The 15,372-nt window shown below is 60.6% G+C and carries 10 protein-coding genes and 6 pseudogenes; 11 read left to right on the top strand and 5 right to left on the bottom strand.

Annotation, left to right across the window (positions count from 1 at the left end):
- The first annotated feature begins 44 nt into the window (after positions 1-44).
- Together ACOCMH_RS14525 and ACOCMH_RS14520 are read left to right on the top strand one after the other, a co-directional pair.
- Positions 45-449, top strand: coding sequence for a hypothetical protein (locus ACOCMH_RS14525; protein WP_427309020.1), 405 nt, complete (start codon positions 45-47; stop codon positions 447-449).
- A gap of 470 nt (positions 450-919) precedes the next feature.
- Positions 920-1,245, top strand: a pseudogene (locus ACOCMH_RS14520) (phospholipase D-like domain-containing protein); the annotation flags it as partial.
- A 41-nt stretch (positions 1,246-1,286) separates the two neighbouring features.
- On the opposite strand, the gene ACOCMH_RS14515 reads toward ACOCMH_RS14520, so the two are convergent.
- Together ACOCMH_RS14515 and ACOCMH_RS14510 are read right to left on the bottom strand one after the other, a co-directional pair.
- The gene (locus tag ACOCMH_RS14515) at positions 1,287-1,538 is read right to left on the bottom strand and encodes a DUF1488 domain-containing protein (protein WP_427309018.1); all 252 of its coding nucleotides are present in this window, start codon (positions 1,536-1,538) and stop codon (positions 1,287-1,289) included.
- A 734-nt stretch (positions 1,539-2,272) separates the two neighbouring features.
- A complete protein-coding gene (locus ACOCMH_RS14510) occupies positions 2,273-2,557 on the bottom strand; it encodes a hypothetical protein (RefSeq protein WP_427309017.1) in 285 nt (94 codons plus the stop codon).
- A gap of 32 nt (positions 2,558-2,589) precedes the next feature.
- On the opposite strand from ACOCMH_RS14510, the gene ACOCMH_RS14505 reads away from it, so the two are divergent.
- From ACOCMH_RS14505 to ACOCMH_RS14495, 3 genes are all read left to right on the top strand, one after another.
- On the top strand, positions 2,590-2,826 hold the full coding sequence (locus ACOCMH_RS14505) for a hypothetical protein (protein ID WP_427309015.1): 237 nt from the start codon (positions 2,590-2,592) through the stop codon (positions 2,824-2,826).
- A gap of 21 nt (positions 2,827-2,847) precedes the next feature.
- Positions 2,848-3,093: a hypothetical protein gene (locus ACOCMH_RS14500; RefSeq protein WP_427309014.1), complete on the top strand. Its 246-nt coding sequence runs from the start codon at positions 2,848-2,850 to the stop codon at positions 3,091-3,093.
- A gap of 150 nt (positions 3,094-3,243) precedes the next feature.
- The gene (locus tag ACOCMH_RS14495) at positions 3,244-3,558 is read left to right on the top strand and encodes a hypothetical protein (RefSeq protein ID WP_427309012.1); all 315 of its coding nucleotides are present in this window, start codon (positions 3,244-3,246) and stop codon (positions 3,556-3,558) included.
- A 21-nt stretch (positions 3,559-3,579) separates the two neighbouring features.
- Here ACOCMH_RS14495 and ACOCMH_RS14490 read toward each other — a convergent pair.
- A pseudogene (locus tag ACOCMH_RS14490) lies at positions 3,580-4,240 on the bottom strand (DNA cytosine methyltransferase); the annotation flags it as partial.
- A 736-nt stretch (positions 4,241-4,976) separates the two neighbouring features.
- Positions 4,977-5,126 (bottom strand): annotated as a pseudogene (locus tag ACOCMH_RS14485) (IS110 family transposase); the annotation flags it as partial.
- Between the two features lie 848 nt (positions 5,127-5,974).
- Here ACOCMH_RS14485 and ACOCMH_RS14480 point away from each other — a divergent pair.
- From ACOCMH_RS14480 to ACOCMH_RS14455, 6 genes and pseudogenes are all read left to right on the top strand, one after another.
- Entirely contained in the window at positions 5,975-6,400 is a 426-nt protein-coding gene (locus ACOCMH_RS14480; protein ID WP_427309011.1) for an antitoxin Xre/MbcA/ParS toxin-binding domain-containing protein, read from the top strand.
- Positions 6,400-6,855 carry an RES family NAD+ phosphorylase gene (locus ACOCMH_RS14475; protein WP_427309010.1) on the top strand — a complete coding sequence of 152 codons (456 nt, stop codon included), beginning with the start codon at positions 6,400-6,402 and terminating at the stop codon, positions 6,853-6,855. The genes ACOCMH_RS14480 and ACOCMH_RS14475 overlap by 1 nt, the downstream gene beginning before the upstream one ends.
- 184 nt (positions 6,856-7,039) lie before the next feature.
- Complete coding sequence (locus ACOCMH_RS14470; RefSeq protein ID WP_427309008.1) at positions 7,040-7,222, top strand: hypothetical protein; 183 nt, start codon at positions 7,040-7,042, stop codon at positions 7,220-7,222.
- Positions 7,223-8,012: 790 nt separating this feature from the next.
- A pseudogene (locus ACOCMH_RS14465) lies at positions 8,013-8,355 on the top strand (IS3-like element IS1953 family transposase); the annotation flags it as partial.
- Between the two features lie 1,277 nt (positions 8,356-9,632).
- A complete protein-coding gene (locus ACOCMH_RS14460) occupies positions 9,633-11,153 on the top strand; it encodes an ISNCY family transposase (protein WP_427309007.1) in 1,521 nt (506 codons plus the stop codon).
- A 160-nt stretch (positions 11,154-11,313) separates the two neighbouring features.
- Positions 11,314-12,731 (top strand): annotated as a pseudogene (locus ACOCMH_RS14455) (ISNCY family transposase).
- 1,290 nt (positions 12,732-14,021) lie between these two features.
- Here the strand turns inward: ACOCMH_RS14455 and ACOCMH_RS14450 are convergent.
- A pseudogene (locus ACOCMH_RS14450) lies at positions 14,022-14,618 on the bottom strand (bifunctional aspartate transaminase/aspartate 4-decarboxylase); the annotation flags it as partial.
- Positions 14,619-15,372: the final 754 nt, after the last annotated feature.

The raw sequence follows: 15,372 nt of genomic DNA, 5'->3' as shown, positions 1-15,372 counted from the left end.
TCCTGCATCGTCACCAGGCTCACCGTGCCCTGGAGCTGCATCCCATGGTCAGCCACTTCATGCGCTTATGCCTGTGGCTGACCACTGGTATGGTAACCAGGGAGTTGGTGGCGATCCATCGCAAGCACCACGCCAAGTGCGAAACCCCGGAAGACCCACACAGCCCGCGGTGCTACGGAATCAGGCGAGTGCTGCTGGAAGACCTAGAACTCTATGGCAGCGAGGCCAGGAACGCCGCAACGCTGGAACGGTATGGACATGGCCCCCCTGACGACTGGATCGAGCGCAAGCTCTATGCGAAGCACGTCGGGCTAGGCATCGGCGTCATGCTGGCGATCGACGAGGTGCTTTTCGGCCCGATCGGACTGAGCATCTGGCCAGTGCAGATGCTGTGGGTGCCGTTATTCGCCGCGAGTGTGATCAGCGGCATCGGCCACTACTGGGGCTAGCGCACGTACGCGCCGAACGACACTTCCCGGAATATCGTGCCATGGGGCATTCTGTTCGGCGGCGAGGAACTACACAACAACCACCATGCGTACGTCACCTTAGCCAGGCTGTCCAGCAAATGGTGGGAACTCGACCTTGGCTGGTTGTACATCCGGTTGCTGGCGGCTCTCGGCCTTGGCAGGGTACGCAGGGTGGCGCCAAGGGATCCGGGTCAATTCCGGGCAGGGCAGGCTGCGATGCATGGACCATGCAGGCCATCACCACGCATCGCTACGATGTCCTAGCCAGGTTCCCCGATACCCTGCAGCAAACCACCCTGGATGAAATCCGCGCCCTGCGGGCGCGTACGAGGCCAAGGCGCAGGAAGCGTTCCAGCGCTGGCTGCAAAGGGAAGGGGAGGTGCTGTCGGAACGTGAGCTCGCAGTCCTGCACCAGGCGCTGCGTGCCAGCGACTTGCTGCGCACGATCTACCTACATCGTCAAGGACGATGCCGTGGGGAATTGCTTTGCCGATGAGCTCATCAAGAAGCAGGCCAGGGCGTGCATGTGAATCTTATCTACGATAGCGTGGGCGCGATCAATTCACCCGAGGCATTCTTCAGTCGCCTTTCAGACAGCGGCATCAACGTGCTGGAGTTCAAACCGATGAAACCGCTGTCCGCGAAGAAGGGGTAGGTCAATCAACGGGATCACCGCAAACTGCTGATTGTCGATGGCCAGATCGTCTTCCTTAGCGGGGTCAATATCAGCAGCGTCTATTCAAGCGGTTCATTCATGCCGCAATCTAGGCCTCGAAGCCGATGGCCTATGGGTTCCGTGCCGCATGCAAGCCGCAACTACGCGATAGTGTAAGTATTACGCGTCCCTGGCGTGTAGACATGTTTTGCCAGCAGGAGAATCTGATCACGATAACGGTCGAACATGGCCAGAAGGGCGACCTCGTCGGCGGCCGCCTCATGACTCAGGCGCGAAAGCATGCTGTCGGAAACCTGGAATGCGACTTCGCATGCGTTGTCGTAGCACCAGAAGCAAACGCAGTGCCGCGGCGCATCGTAGCTGCGGCTGGCGTTAGGAAAATTCAGTGCCATGGTGGACTCCTGTGAGCCAGCGATGGCATCTCGGATGTTGTTTGCTTGACTGGCATAGCTCGTGTCCGCAAGAATGTCGCAACGCCGCTGTACGCCTATCGCCCACTCCGCCAGTTCTAACTATTCGATCCCAATGCGCCACGGGAGCTATCCTCAAAACGGCGACGGTTGAACCAAAGGGAGGTTGGTCTTCCGTGGCCTGCCTGTTCGGCCGGGCGATGCCAAACAGGGGGGCAGCGCAACCCCCTGTTGCTGTGCGGAGGATCGTGGCGTCGTCATATTCGCCCGGGGCGTCGATGATCTCAACATGCTGAGTGTCAAGGTAGATGACAGCAAGAACGTCATGGATTGCAATTTCGCTGTCAAACGGGCCAAAGCGGCAGATGCTCGCCTCGGCATCAACCTCTGCAAGATACCAGTCTCGGACGCTGCAGTGATAAATCACGATGATCGTACCGAGATAGTCTGTGGACATTTTCTTCACCATTTCAACGAGACCGACTCCATACGAGGAGGCATGGCATAAACATCGACCGGAAAATCCTGAATCACTGAGGGTGTATGGCTTTGGCGAACGAGCCAGTCCTCCCGATACAGAAGGAATAACAACACCCCGACCTTCCGATGACGGTCCGCCGGCAGCGAAGCTCTTGTGGTCTTCAGCACGCAAAACGGTGGCGTAGCCGAAATCGAGCAGAAAGCGCAGGTGGTGCCGCGCGGTCCACCCTGTGGGATCATTCGAGTCCGTCGGCAATGGCGTGCATCAGCTCCCACTCGACCGCCGCTGAACGCCCGCGAGGCATCGAGGCATACTGCCTGTTGGGCGCCGCAGACTTCACCCCGGCAAATGGGTTCGCCAGTGCATAGCGCTGCTGAATCAGTCCGAGGACACGTGGCCAGCATTGATAGCATAGGCGATCGAGCGTCGAATTCAGTGGCCACGCGCCGCGTCTGCGTTTTCTACGGCCGTCGAAGATGGCGCTCTCCATGGCACCGCTGATTGGGCGCTCTTTCGTCATGCTAGGATGTCTTGAAAGGATTGGAGATGGTCATGGAGCGCGTGATTGAGTATCGTGGATTCAACATTCACCTCGATGTGCAAAAGGTGTCGACGGACATGTTCAACGTCTGGTTCGAGATTGAAGGACCTATGAGGCCGCGTGGGGTCGCAGCCATAGGCAAGCGCATCAAGGTGTTCGGCGGACCATACTCGGAGCGTTGGGCATACCTTGTCGCCGAGTTGGCTGGCAGGGGCGCAGTTGACGTGATTCTGGGTCCCGATGAATAAGCCGGGAGTATGGAGACGAACATGCAAAGACGCGTCACTATCGGCGAGTATGAGGTGTCGATTCAGGCGGACCGGAGTGATGACCCACATAGGCCTGGATACGTAGTTCGCTACTCGATCATTCGCACCGATGGCCGACCTGTCAGAGGCGCCCTTCTCCAGGTCCAGTCCTACGATCTCATCGATGGTACCGACTATTTTGTGAGCGTCGATGCCGCCCTTGACTACGGCGAAGAAAAGGCGCGCCAAGATGTTGCGACCTTTTAATTGGCTGGTCCAAGCTAGCAGCAAGGCGCTGGTGTTGTCCAGCATGGAGCTGATGTAGGCCTTGACGTGTAGGAATTGGCTTTTCTCGCGATTTCTATCCGCCTTGCTTCCGTCGCGTGCTACGCTTCTTGGTGCGATAGGAGGCATGCCATGGCGAACTTCGAAACTGATGCCGAAATACTCGAGTGGATTGCTAAACACAGCGAGGATGAATTCCGGCAGAACGTAGAGCGCCACACCTTTGGCGACAGACGATTAGAGAACGCTCGTGCATATCTCGACAGGATCGACAGCGAGCGATCCGAGATATTCGAGGAGCGAGCCCTTCGGGCGACGGAGCAGGCGGCAGCGGTGGCGCAGGACCAAGCCCAGATTGCTCAACAAGCGCTCCGCATTTCAAAATGGGCTCTTGGTATAGCTCTCGTTTCCGCATTTATGGCCGTCGTCGGGTTGGTCGATAAATAGGCCATCACATCCCTTCGGAAGCTGTGCCACTGACAGGGTGACTGCCACCGGCCGAACCCACACTGGCGTTGCAGACAGCATGAAGGTCTCGCCCGTCTCCGCCAGCAGCAGCATGGTGCCCATCACCACGATGATCCGCTTGCCCGTGGCGATACCGCGTTGCCGATGCGCTCACGCCGGGCCTGATCGCTCAGACCATCCAAATCAATTATTCCTCGGGCTCGACATTGACTGCAGCGCGGCGAGCTCTAGTGTGGTGAACGGGCAGCCAGTTGCCGTCCAGCGCGCGGACGATGACGACGAGCTTGTCGTTCGCCGCCGGGGCAGGCGCAGGTCGGCCACAGACCACCGGCCGTTGTCGTGGCCAGCAGCTGCTGACACCGCGCGGCTCGGTTGATCCCAGCTCACCAGGCCGTAGTGCGCGCCGATCAGATAGTGGCCGCCGCATTCGCGCCGCACGCCCTGGCGCGGGTCTGCCACGGCATACACACCTTGGCCCGTGTCGCTGCGCGCGATGACCTTGCCGGCCGGCTCATCGTAAGCCGGTTGACGCGCGCGGATCCTGCACGCGCTGGCCAGTGCCGTGCGCGCTGGTGACAGCGGCGGCGGCCTGCTGCCATGACACGCTGCGGAACTCGTTGTCGTGCTTGGCCTGGCGGGCGTGGCACGGGTCTGCTGCCGCATGACGCTTGATCTGTCGCTGACTTTCCAGCCGGGAGAAGTGCCTGATTTCGATCTGTTGACTGACAGGGCAAAGTCCCACGGCTAACGCGTGCTGCACGACAGCCTGACCATCACGTTTGCCGACAACCAGACCCTGTGGCGAGTCAGCCTGGTCGCTCCGGAAAAGTCGCGTGCGCTATCGCCCGCAGCACTGGAGGCCGAAATCGCTGCAGCCAGGTGTCTCCCGGTCCAGCATCGTACCGGTGCGCGGCTGATTCGGATACCGAACACTTCTTTAATAACAAACACGCTGTTTTCCTAAAAAGTGCAGGCGATCCAAATGAAGTTCCTTGGGGAACTTGAGGGTATTGACAAAACCAGTTGGATCGCACATGTCTTCAGGCCATTTGATCCATTTAGTGAAGTCCACCGTTACGATCACGCTGTTGGGAATGATGGCGGCGGTTGCATATTCTGGGTGTCAATCGAGATTGGTTTGGTTCAGTTTCACAGTTTCATATTTGGGGCCTAATTTCCTGAGGGCGACGTAGCAGTAAGTCTCGACGCTGGATCAGGGTGATATCGGCGGGTTGCCTACCGCACTACAGATGTCCGCCCAATGAGCCTGCCGCTATCTAATGCCGCAAGTCGGACGAAGTCTGTTCCCTAGCTGGAGCGAGGGTTGCTCGTGGTGCGGGGACGCCGCCTTCAGGAAACTGAGATGCTGCTAGGTGCTGGATTACGTTGTCGTTCGATACGGCAAGCGACATAGCAAGCCGGCTGATGTCCCAGATGCGCCCGCTCAGTTCGCGGGCCACCGCGACCACCGCAATGTTCGGGTTCTTGCCATGTCCGGCAAGTTTGCGAAAGCGCCGGCTCAGTCGAGTCTGGGCGCCCCCCGTTCGTAGCGGTCGTAGTTAGCGGGATCCGTAGAGCGTAATGAAAATGTCACCACCTTTGCCGCGCCGTGACGCGGGGCAGCGCCGTGGCGGTATCGGGCCGCCACATTGGGTGCGACAGGGGTTATGGGAGAGGCCCCAGGCCTCACCCGCCCCCGACGAGCCGTGGCGCACACCCTGTCAGGGCTGCGGCAAACCGAATCGCCACGGACGGGAGGGTGCTGTTTTGGGCGGGGCAGCGCCTTGGCGGAGTCGCCCGACTGCCTTCAGAAGGGAGTCGCCGCGCTGGGTGAGGCGGGGACACGCCTGACCGGAAGGTCGGTTTTGCAGCCTGACAAATTGAGATGGCCAGAAGATGCCGCTCCGTCCAAGTCCTCCCGACCCCTGGGATATCGCAGGCAATCACCTGGCGCACGTCCGCCACGGCCCGGCGGAAAGTCTTTTGCCCGCGCCAATGCTGACGTGCTAATGCTGTTGCGCCCGCCGCAGAAGCTCTGTACGCCGAATAACGAAGTGGGTGTGAATCTTCCGGCGTGCGCAGCAGCTGCTGGCCTCGGAACGAAATGTACCGTATAATTCACATATGGAGTGCCCGTGTTTGGGGCGGATACCTCGCACCCGAGGCCGGGCCGTCTCACAACTTCCGTTTTTCCAGTATCACGAAAAGCGCCTCTCACTGATTCCGTTTCCCTGCACATGTCTGGCTTCCCTTCAATGGCGTCCCGTCCTTGGCGATCCGGCACCACGACGGGGCGGCGCGATCTTTCAACCGATACGGCTAGTCACCGAGGACGCGGCAACTTGGTATCATTTGATCTATAATCGTACATCATTTGATACCAAATGGAGCCGAGATGGTGATCACCCCCGAAGAGATCAGCGCAGTCATGGCGCTGGTGCCGGTGCCTCACTCGTTCGCCGAGCTCGATGCGGCAGTGCGCGAAGGTCTACCAAAGAAGGCGCTGCGAGAGAGTGTGGCGCACGTGGCTCGTTCGGTCGAGCAGCAACGCGCCTTGATGGCGCGTATCGTGCCAGAGGCAACGTACAAGCGCCGGCGCGAGCGGCTGTCGCCGGACGAGTCCGAGAAAACCGAGCGCCTAGCGAGAATCTTCGCGAGCGCCAACTTTGTCTGGGACGACGAGGATGACGCCCGTGAATTTCTCAACACGCCGCATCCCCTCCTTGAGGGCTGCACCCCCTTGGACGTCGGCATGACTGAGTTGGGGGCGCGCCGGGTTGAAGAGCTGCTCTGGAAGTTGTTCTATGGGATTCCGGTCTGATGCGGATCTACCGCATCGCCGACAGCCGTCACCCGGTCTGGACTGGCACCGGCGCCATGCTGGTGGGGGGGCGCTTCAACAGCCCAGGGCGGCCGGTCATTTACGGGGCGCTTACCTTTGCCGGCGCCATGCTCGAGGTGCTGGTCCATGCGCGCATCGGCAAAGTGCCGCGTCACCACGTTTGTGTGACCGCCGACGTGCCGGAGGGCGTGTCGATTGAGCGCGTCGAATGGAATGCCTTGCCGACAGGCTGGGATGCGCACGATGCACGAGCCATCGCGCGCGACTACGGAGATCGCTGGCTGGAGGAGGGAAGATCTGCGATCTTACTGGTGCCGTCAGTGGTCGCTCGCGCCGAGTGGAATGCGCTGGTTAATCCCGCCCACCCGGAAGCCGTACGGATTGTCGTCGGGCCGGCTGAGCCCGTGCGATGGGACGAGAGGCTATTTCGCTAATAGCGCGAGAAAGTCGCGGCCCGGAAATGGTCGTGCCCAACGGCACAACTCGGCAAGGGCCTCTATGCCAGCGGCATCGGCCGTTGGCATCTTTGCGGGTTCCGGCTTGCGGCCGACGCAGGAGGACCGACGTGCCGTGTCATATCTGAACTCCTCACAGGTCATTGCATAGGTCCCGGTGGCCATGTCCCAGGCGACGCTGTACCGCGCGATGAAGGATGAACGCTTCTATTGTTTCACCTCGCGCGGCAAGGCCATCGGCCGCGCATACCCGTCCTGGCAATTCGCGCTACCGGTGCCGGAATTGCTGGCCCCGGCCTTGATCCAGATGACGGATCTCCCGAATAGTGAAATCCATGCGTTCTAGGTAACCCCGGTCAACGTGTTCTACGACCTGACGCCGGCCGAAGTGCTGGCGGGAAGGGGTGCCACCCAGCTGGTTTCCGGAGCCGCACGCATCATTGGCTGCTTTGCCAGCCGGCTGCCTAATTGGTGCAGAGGGCGCCCCGCTCGATGACATCGGTCGCGCGGACTTCAACGCCTTTCCTGGTCGTGCACTTCAAAAGCGCCGGTACGGCAGCGCGCCCACGGTCGGCCTCGCGGCATTTGTCCTGCTGGTCTTCCGCGACGGCGACATACGAAACTCGCCATGAATCACAAAGCTACCTGGCCCGCCTTGCTGGAGGATGTCGCGGTGGAGCTGCTGTGTCAGCCCCACGGACGACGGTGAAATGCGGGGCAAAGGCGTTGGCGTTGGCGGCGGCTGGGCCATCGTAGCCAAAATACCCGAGTACGCCGCGTTGTACTGCTGAAATCATTGAGGTCAGGAAGCCGTGCAACCGTCTGCCAGCTCTGGACTGATGCTACCCATGATATTGTGGAAGTTATCGATAACGAGGTAGCGCACCGCTATCCCGACAGGGCCGCCATCGAGCGCGACCAAGTGCTCGCCAAGGTAAAAGCAGCGGAGCCAGCAAATCGATTACTCTCACGTTGGAACAATACAGGAATCCCGTGCTGGTGTCTGTGGCCGTAGACCTGGTACACGCGCCTACCCCGGCATGGTCCTTCGCAATTAGATCGGCCGTTTGTGCCAAGGATTATCGATCGGCGAGGTTTGCCGGTCGATGGAAGCTCGGTGAGTCGGCCATTCGGCGCCGGCGCCAGGCCTGGTGATGCACTCGGATAGAGGCAGTCAGTACGCGAGCGCGGAGTATCAGGCCTTGCTGGCACGCCATCAGGTCGTTTGCAACATTTTTGAAAAGGCAATTTCTGGGAAAACGCGGTGATGGAGCGGTTCTTCCTGAACCCGAAGATGGAGCGTGTGTGGCAGCGTCAATACGCCGACCACGACGAGCCCGGCGTGGCATCACCCATTACATCGTTGGCTTATATAACCGGGTACGCTTGCACTCAACCATGGATATCTGTTGCCCACTCTGCCTGTCCGAAATTACTCGAACACTACAGCCGGCATGGTCTTTGCGCGGGAATGGATAGAGTCCGCGCGCTGTTGGATTAGCCGTGTTCTGACCGAACGCACTGCCGATGGCGATCATAGTGCAATGCACTTCACTCACATGGATCACTCGTTTCTGCCAAACGTGCCGGCCCACTCTACTATTGGGACAGCGCAGTATCAGCTTCGCAAGCGCTTTGCATGCCCGAAGGTACTACTCGAAACGCTGTTGGCCTTACGCTTGGACTTGCTTACTCGCGACAATCCTTGGCCGCGGCAAACCTTGGTGCACCGGAGAGATGTACTGATGCACGTGTGGGAAGAACGCCCCCCGGGCCTGTTCGAAAGCGGAGGCACAATAGAACTCATTGAAAGGTGCCTCGACGCTGCGTTTGTTGACGCTGCGGCGGGACGGAAGATCGAAGCCGCGATACATCTAAAGCGTGCATATTACTTAGTATGTTGCACTGCATCGGCTAATACGCGAGGGTGCGCCGACGACTGGTCTCACCGGTGCGCACCCAACGCCCATAAGAGATAAGTAGTCTCTCGAAGTAAAGCAGAGGTACATCCGAGAATCAAACTTACAACTAAAGTAGAAAACTCTGCCATTCATATTTGCGGAGGGCAGTGTGCGAAATTCAAATAGCGATATCCATGTATGGAATGTGTTGTCGCGATCGAGGGGATCGGCCACCTAGAGCACCGATTGAGCTTCGCTGACGCACTAAGTGTTGCCACCGATCTTGCCGCTGAACAGCGGGACGCTTCTGTATATCCATGACGAACGCGGAGAAATTGCCCGTCGAGTTGACTTCGATTCCGCACCGGCTAAAGCCAATATAAGCCTTCCCGAGGCCGATGAAATGACAGACAGCAACATTGAGAGCGAAGTTAGCCGCACGCTTTAGGTAAGGAGAAAAACCGACAACACGATGACGCCATTGCCAAAATTCCCCAAGATCCGGCTTTTTCCATAAAAACCTCAACGTTTATCTCATGAGCAGGTGCGCAGTTCCTTGCGGAGCGCAGGTGTGAAGTTCCCTTGACAAAAAACTGGCGGAGCTAATCAAAATCGATCTCTGGTCAAGCTCGCGTATCGATATTTGCTTCAGAAACTTGAAGCGGGCTAAGGGTGCGTGCGTCTGTGGGGCCAATCGGCATCCGTAGCACCGTACGTCATTTAACATAAGTATTATTATGCGCAAAGCAGGTGTTGGTCTTTTTTAGTAATGTCACCTTTGCGATGATTAGAGATGTCACCTGAGGCTTAGTCCCCGTACGCTGCGAGTTTCGTCGGGCGCTACGGGAGGCAGCCATGCGCGTAGAGGGATTGGTGACCATGAGCATGCGCGAAGTTGACCGGATGAAGGTGATCCAGGCAGTCGCCGATGGGCATTTGGCGCGCTGGCGAGCGGCCGAGCGCCTCGGCATCAGCACCCGGCACGTCAGGCGGCTTGTTTTGCGACTGTTGGAGGACGGGCCCAGCGGACTGGTTTCTCGCAAGCGCGGTCGCCCCAGTAACCGGCAATTGCAGCCTGGCCTCGAATCCCGCGTGCGTGGCCTGATCCGCGACAGTTATGCCGACTTCGGCCCGACCCTTGCCTGGGAGAAGCTGCGCGAGCGCCATGGTATCGAGATCTCGGCAGCGTGCGTACGCCGGATCATGATCGACGCCGGCTTCTGGGTGCCGCGCAGGCTGCGCCCGCCCAAGGTGCACCAGCCAAGGAACCGCCGCGCCTGCCTGGGCGAGCTGGTGCAGATCGATGGCTCCGACCACGCCTGGTTCGAGGACCGGGCGCCGGCGTGCACGCTGCTGGTCTATGTCGATGACGCGACCGGGCGGCTGATGCAGTTGTTGTTCGTGCCGACCGAGTCGACGCCGGCGTATTTCAACGCCACGCGCGCCTATGTCGAGCGCCACGGCAAGCCGATGGCGTTCTATTCGGACAAGGCCGGCATCTTCCGCGTGAACGCGAAGGACAGCGCCGAAGGCCGCGGTTACACCCAATTCGGGCGCGCGCTGTTCGAGCTCAACATCGACATCCTGTGCGCCAATTCGAGCCCGGCCAAGGGCCGGGTCGAGCGGATGAACGGCACCTTGCAGGACCGGCTGGTCAAGGAACTGCGGCTGCGCGGGATCAGCACCATGGCCGCCGCCAACGCTTTTGCGCCGCATTTCATCGCCGACTTCAATGCGCGCTTCGCCAAGGTGCCCAGGCGCGACTCCGATGCGCACCGGCCGCTGCGCGGCGACGAGGACCTGGCGCGGATCTTCAGTTGGCGTGAATGGCGCAAGGTGTCGGCCAGCCTCACGTTGCAGTACGACAAGGTGCTGTACCTGCTCGAGGACCGGCCCGAACACCGGCGCCTGATCCACCGCTACCTCGAAGTGGCCGAGTACCCGGACGGCCGGGTCGAGTTGTGGGCGGATGGTGCTGCCCTGCCCTACACCACCTATGACCGGCTCGGCGCGATCGACCAGGGCGCGATCGTCGAGCACAAGCGGCTGGGGCACGTGCTGGCCATCACGGCGCAGGTGCAGGCGCAGCGCGACAGTCGCCAGCAAGCCGGGCCGTCGCGCACGCTGCAAGGCGAACCCGCCCGGCCCCATCGCGCGCCGCTGAACGTCAAGCGGCAGCGGCTGATCAACCGGCTCGATCTGGAGCGTGCGATCGCTGCAACCCCAATCCCGCAGAAGGCGGACATTTTAACCTGGCCCGCCGCGCAGCCACCGCGCCACCCTGGGCCGGACTCGGTTACGTCAGGTCAGCCCTACCGCCCTACGGCCAACCCCCCAAAAGCATCAAAACCCGCACAAAAAGCACGTTCGGACTGACATTTGAATTGAGCGGGCGCCCCGACCTTTCAAAACCGCCTGGACAGCAGGTGTTAGACCCAAATAGTAATGTCGTACTTGAGCCAAATAGAAATGTCGTACCCCCTTGCCAAGGCTGGCATGCTGGCGGCTTTCCGTCTGTCCGAGACCGGAGGCAGCCATGCCCAAGCCCGAGACCATCACGATGGCGATGCGCGAATTGGATCGGCTCAAGGTGATTCAGGCCGTGGTCGACCATGGCCTGGCAGTCTGGCGCGCGGCCGAGAAGCTCGGCTTGTCGCGGCGCCAGGTGGAACGGCTGGTGTTGCGCTACCGTGAAGACGGTCCCGGCGGCCTGGGCTCGCGCAAGCGTGGTCGTGACAGCAACCGCCAGTTGCCGCCCGGGCTGGAATCCCGCGTGCGCGGCCTGATCCGCGACAGTTACGCCGACTTCGGCCCGACCCTGGCCGCCGAGAAGCTGCGTGAGCGCCATGGCATCGACCTAGCCACGGAGACCGTTCGCCGCATCATGATCGACGCCGGCTTTTGGGTGCCGCGCAGGCTGCGCCCGCCCAAGGTGCACCAGCCAAGGAACCGCCGCGCCTGCCTGGGCGAGCTGGTGCAGATCGATGGCTCCGACCACGCCTGGTTCGAGGACCGGGCGCCGGCGTGCACGCTGCTGGTCTATGTCGATGACGCGACCGGGCGGCTGATGCAGTTGTTGTTCGTGCCGACCGAGTCGACGCCGGCGTATTTCGGCGCCACGCGCGCCTATGTCGAGCGCCACGGCAAGCCGATGGCGTTTTACTCCGACAAGGCCGGCATCTTCCGCGTCAACGCGAAGGACAGCGCCGAAGGCCGCGGCTACACCCAGTTCGGGCGCGCGCTGTTCGAGCTCAACATCGACATCCTGTGCGCCAACTCGAGCCCGGCCAAGGGCCGGGTCGAACGGATGGACGGCACGCTGCAGGACCGGCTGGTCAAGGAGCTGCGGCTGCGCCGGATCTCCTCTCAGGCCGACGCCAACGCCTTCGTGGCGGTCTTTGTGGCCGACTTCAATGCCTGCCAAACCACCCAGGAGCAACTTCAATGCGCATCGCCCAGTGCGGGCTGATGAGGATCCGGAGCGGATCTTCACCTGGCGCGATTGGCGCAAGGTGTCGCAAAGCCTCACGCTGCAGTACGACAAGACGCTGTACCTCCTGGCAGACCAGCCCTAGCGTCGCGCTCTGATTCACCGCTACATTGAGGTGGCCGAGTACCCGGACGGCCGGATCGAACTGTGGGCGAATGGCGCCACCTGCCCTACACCACCTATGACCGGTTGGCCGAGATTGAGCAGGGGGCGGTCGTTGAGCACAAGCGGCTTGCTCACGTGTTGCGCTTGGCGCAGGAAATGCAGGCGAAGCGCAATAGCCGGCGCAGCGCCGGCGCACCCGCTCTAACCACCGCCGGCACGCCACCGCGGCCTCGCAAGGTTCCGGCAAAAAACCTCAGAGACAGTTGAGCGCCGCTGACCTGCAAGCCGCCATCAGGCGCGGCTTTCATCCCTTCCCGAGCCGGAAGTTTTGTCCGCTTGACCGAGATTTTTTCGCCTAAATATTCCAGCTCGGAAAAAAACCCTTGGCTTGGCGGCTCTGGACGGCTCCGCCTTGGCCATCTCAGTTAAACTGCTTGCTGCCGGACGCGACTGCTGGCTGCCACCTGCGGCAAGTTTCTTGTCAGAGGCACTGCGCCGACATCACCATTCAAGTCACAACTACTCGGCCCGCCTACCCTGCAAGTAAAGACGGTATGAATACACGACGCCGGATCCTCGACCCTCATCCGCTCCGCACAAAGCGGCTTACCAAGTTGCAATACCTACGCGAAGCGCGTGACGCATGCCTAAGTTATAGTGTGCCGCTTGGCATCATAGGGCCATACAAGGCTCGGTCACTGACCTGGAACTCGAGCACTTACTACTACGTCTTTGGCCAAGGGCTCGCCGGCAACGCCCGGCTCGTCGAGGCTTTCCGGGTAAACAGACACGGCGAATTGGTCCCCGTCCCCGCCTTCCAATACCCAGAACCATTCAAGGAATTGTTCCCGACCGATTACTCCATCTTGTATAACGCCGACCCGTGGAACGGAGCCTTTCCTCCAGCCAAGCGAAGCGAAGTATTCGAGGAGGACTGAAGTGATTTGCGATCATTGGTCGGGCATCACCGCGATCGCCACTACACTCGAAGCCCTCGGCATCTGGCCGAGGGTTTTTCTTTTGTCGGACGTCGCTTGATAGCGGATCGCCGACATGTGGTCAGCCTCCGCATGCGCGTCCTTCGCTTTTGAAGCAGCGATTGGCCTGCGTCATCAAACGGCTACCGCGCAATCTCATTGGATCGGCAATTCGCCCGACCTGAACGGGCAAGTACACGCGCTGGCCATCGCTTCGCAATGCCGGGTGCATACTAATGATCATCATTCGACACTCAAAAAGGAGGCCGCGAAGCTGATGAAGATGGCATGCAAGGAGGCGGCCCCACGGCGAAGGGAAGTCGCGGACCGACGTGTTTTCGCCGGATAGGTGCGGGTGATTGCTCTTGAAATTTCGCGGGCCCGATTACTATCTTATTTTCGCTCAAGCAGTCGCGATGTTGCGCGCTGCGGGTTCTGTCGCAATAAGGATGCTGGAGCCGCAGCGGATAAGAAGGCAGCTGCGGTGATATGCCCAAGGCCGGGCAGCTAGCGCAACCGCGTGGATTCCCGCTTGAGATTGCCTGCTGCGGGAGGGGTGAGACCATGAAGCTGCATGATGCCCGGCGTCGGGCGGCCGCTTGCTCAAACGCCCGGCGCCGCCGCTGAACTCGTCCCCCTGTCTCACCGTCGCGCTTCCGCGCGCCTGAAGGTCTACTTCATTTTTCCTTCGTCAATCTTTCCTCCTGATTTCTGGTAGCGATCGAGATACTCGTCGCGCAGCTTGCGGACGCTGCGACCGATCTTCACGTAGTCTTCTTGGTTGAGGTTGGCCAGAGAAACCCGTCCCGACGGATGTCGCGTACCAAATCCCTTGCCAGGCAGCAGCACCACGCCAGCTTCTTCGGCCAAGCGGAACAACAACTCGTGGGGCCCTACGGATTCAAGCAGCCACTTGACAAAATCCTCGCCAACGTCCCGGCTCTGCTGCTCCACATCGAGCAGCGTGTAATAGTCGACGACGTTCGAATCCACCGGCTCAGCCGCAACGCCCATGCCGCGATACAAGGCGGCCTTGCGGGTCCGGATCAACCCCTTCATCGCGTTCTTGTAGCTTTCCGTCGAATCCATCAGGGCGAACAGCGAGAACAGCACCATCTGCACTTGCTGCGGTGTGGAAAGGCCCGCCGTGTGATTGAGTGCCACCGTGCGGCTGTCCGCAACAATACGGTCAATAAACAGCAACTTCTCGGGTTCGGTAGTAATGGATTCGTAGCGATGGTTCAGCTCCTGGCGATCAGCTTGTGGCAGCTTAGCTCGAGAGGCCGGCCTCATGCTCGCACTGGATTGCAGTGACACCTTCCCGAGCACCTGCTTGCACCATCGCCTGGTGCGCTTCGCCCGACAGCAGGCGGGGCGCAGGCCGCGTCGGCTCTACTCTGCAACCTGTTCATGCGCTACTTCATCCACCGGACATCGGCGACCCACAGATGCTGGGCCCGGCGCTGCAAGAATGCGGCATCCCGTCGCCCGGCACCGGAGGCGCGCCGATGCTCCCTGACCTGAACTAGCTGCCGCCGCTGCGCGACGCCGAGGCCCCGCCGTTGCCGGCTGGACTTGGCGTGCCCCCAACTTTGTCTTCAAAGGCAAGTTACTCGCGGCCGCCCGCCGCGCTGCTACAGGGCATGTGTGTCGACTACAGCAAGGGTTAGGGCGACGACTGGCAACATGACGCGCGGCCCGGCCGGGGCTTGCCTATCGCGACAATGCAACGCCCGCGGGAGTTTGGCCTCGAGCCGCAACGGCTTTCGCGGAATACGACTGAAGGCCGGCACATCGCTTTCCGGGATGTAGGCGGTGACGGCAATACCATGCAGTGCGACGTCGATCAGGGGAACTCGAGCCTGGGCTCGGGATCCCGACGGAGTTGCGGCTTTGGAGTTGGCGCGCGAGGCGAGTGCCTTTGGCGGTCGGGGTGGCGGGCGGCGTTAGAGACTCCGATCCATACAGGTCGGAGCGGCACAAATCATCAAGGATGGCACCTGGGGGACTTCGCCCTGAATGT

Origin of the sequence: Cupriavidus sp. H39, from assembly GCF_050271075.1 — a bacterium.
GTDB lineage: Bacteria > Pseudomonadota > Gammaproteobacteria > Burkholderiales > Burkholderiaceae > Cupriavidus > Cupriavidus necator_B.
This window is presented reverse-complemented; position numbering and strand designations above follow the sequence as displayed.